Raw genomic sequence first — 1,309 nt, 5'->3', positions numbered from 1 at the left:
GCTGGAGCTGACCAAGGGACTTGTCAGCTGACCTGAGGTGGCCTCCGGCTTCGGCGGCCGGAGGCCACCTCTATCAGGCGTTGTCAGCAGTGCGGGGTGGCGCAGGGCGGAGCCGAACCTGTTGCGAGTACATCGGCAGACCTGAGACGTCCGAAGTCCCTGTCGCTCAGCGTATGCAGGCCGAGCCAATCTGCCAGTGAAGTCCTTTTCCAGACCTTGAGTTTTTGAGACGCCTGTTCATCATACCGATCGAGATATGTTGTTTCTACCTTTGGTTGATATATATTTTAATAAAGCAACCCAGGGACGCTCTTCACGATGCATGTTGTTTCCGCAAATGCCGGTCCGGGAAAGGTGGTTGCGCCGTCGGTGCTGGAATCGCATGGCTCTGTTCGGCCGCTCGCTGCCGAAGATCTCGAGAGCGTCGCCGCACTCTTCCTGACCAAGTTTCGGCAGCGGCGGCGTCATCTCCTCGATCGCGCGATCGCGGAGACGGCCGACTATATGAGAGAGATCTATCTTGACCCTGCCGGCCAGTCCGGTGCGAGCAACGCTCTTGTCCAGGTCAACCGGCAAGGTCGTCTGGGTGGGTTCCTCGGCGTCCTGAAAGCCCGCTACGAGCTCAACGGAGCGGCATTGAATGCGGCGATCATCGGTCCGCTCATGGCCGACGCCGGCACCGATGACGGCTCGGCCGGGCCGCAATTGCTACGTGCCTTGCACCAAGGCGAATTCGATCTGCAGCTGACCGATTCGGCCAACAGGACATCTTTGGCCTTCGCGCGCCCGATGAAGTATCAGCTCCTGCCGGTGCATTGTCTGGGATGGACCTGTATTTTCCGACCAGCCGCGATGGCCGCTGCTGCACTGCACCGCAAATGGCCTGGCCTGCCTCGCTTGGCGCTCGATCCCTGCGCGAGAGCATTCGATGCTCTTGCGAAAAGAAGGTTCGAGCTCCCCGTCCAGGCTTCATCGTCGCAACGGGTCCACAGTGAGCCGATCACTTCCGCGCAATTTGCCGAGCGGCTGCCGACCCTGCTGTCCGATTACTCTCTTCGGCCGAGCTGGAAGGATGGCGAGCTGCCACGGCTGCTCGCGCTGGCGGCCGAGAAGCGGGCCGACGGCCCACTTCATTTCGGCGGAACTTACGACGAAACGGGCAAAATGCTCGGTTGTTATGCCTTCTACGGTCAAGCCGGCGACATCGCGAGCCTGTTGCAAATCCAGGCGTCCGGATCTCACTGGCGCGCGACGCTGGATGGCCTTATCGCGGCCGCGTGGGATATGGGCTGCGTGGGCATCACCGGGC

Annotated in this window: 1 protein-coding gene; it reads left to right on the top strand. The window is 61.3% G+C overall.

The annotated features are described in order from the left end of the window. Positions 1–318: 318 nt before the first annotated feature. Positions 319–1,309 (top strand): hypothetical protein (locus EN935_RS36235; protein ID WP_127374241.1); only part of this gene is annotated, 991 nt, incomplete at its 3' end.

The sequence above is a fragment of the Mesorhizobium sp. M7D.F.Ca.US.004.03.1.1 genome (assembly GCF_003998635.1).
Classification (GTDB): domain Bacteria; phylum Pseudomonadota; class Alphaproteobacteria; order Rhizobiales; family Rhizobiaceae; genus Mesorhizobium; species Mesorhizobium loti.
This window is presented reverse-complemented; position numbering and strand designations above follow the sequence as displayed.